Annotated in this window: 2 protein-coding genes; one reads left to right on the top strand and one right to left on the bottom strand. The window is 46.7% G+C overall.

Going from position 1 to position 646, the window contains the following annotated elements; genetic code table 11:
* The coding region (locus tag ACYVTD_RS14790) for a hypothetical protein (RefSeq protein ID WP_461248479.1) at positions 1–389 on the top strand (389 nt) is incomplete at its 5' end.
* A gap of 32 nt (positions 390–421) precedes the next feature.
* On the opposite strand, the gene ACYVTD_RS14785 is transcribed toward ACYVTD_RS14790, so the two are convergent.
* Positions 422–646 (bottom strand): late competence development ComFB family protein (locus ACYVTD_RS14785; RefSeq protein ID WP_461248478.1); only part of this gene is annotated, 225 nt, incomplete at its 5' end.

Here is a 646-nt window from a genome sequence, read left to right as displayed (position 1 = left end):
AAACTTACGCCGCTTCGGTTGCAAGGAACACGGACGGCGTAAAGACGGTTATCCACGCTCTTTCCATAAACAGGGCGATAAATGAAAAGATATACGAGTATCCCGGAGAAGCCGCTAATTTATTGATTGCGGAGTCTGCGGAAAAAACCGCGGTAGCGGCGGGCGGCGACGGAGCGAAGATAATAGCGGAAAAAACAATTAATTTTGACAGAACCGCCGGATTGCCGGTAAAACTATTGGGCTGCAAGGATTTTTTCCTGTCCCTTGACAGCGAAGGAAATATCGCGTGGCACGGCACAAGCGGAAAATTGCTCGCGGTTTTTAGGGTTTATAAAAGCAGATGGGTACTGGAAAAAGACGGCGAAACTTTAGGCGGGACTTTAGAGTAGTGAAAAATAACTTTTAAGACTACGAACGGAACTTAGTCGTGAGCCGGGTTTTTCTTAACCCTTTCTATCGCGTCGGACACGGCTTTCTTGACGCTTTCCGCATAAGACTGCTCCGTCATTGCCTGGGACGTGTAAAGTGTCCCCAGTATGGAAAACCTGTATAACGGCTTAACATTATTAAGAGCTATCGCGGCAATATCAACTATACATTCATTGCACAGGCACATACCGGGGTGGTTTTTTACCTGATTTTCCAC

The organism is Treponema sp. R6D11, assembly GCF_054786075.1.
The sequence above is the reverse complement of the archived record's forward strand: the minus strand, read 5'-3'. Positions and strand labels throughout refer to the sequence as shown.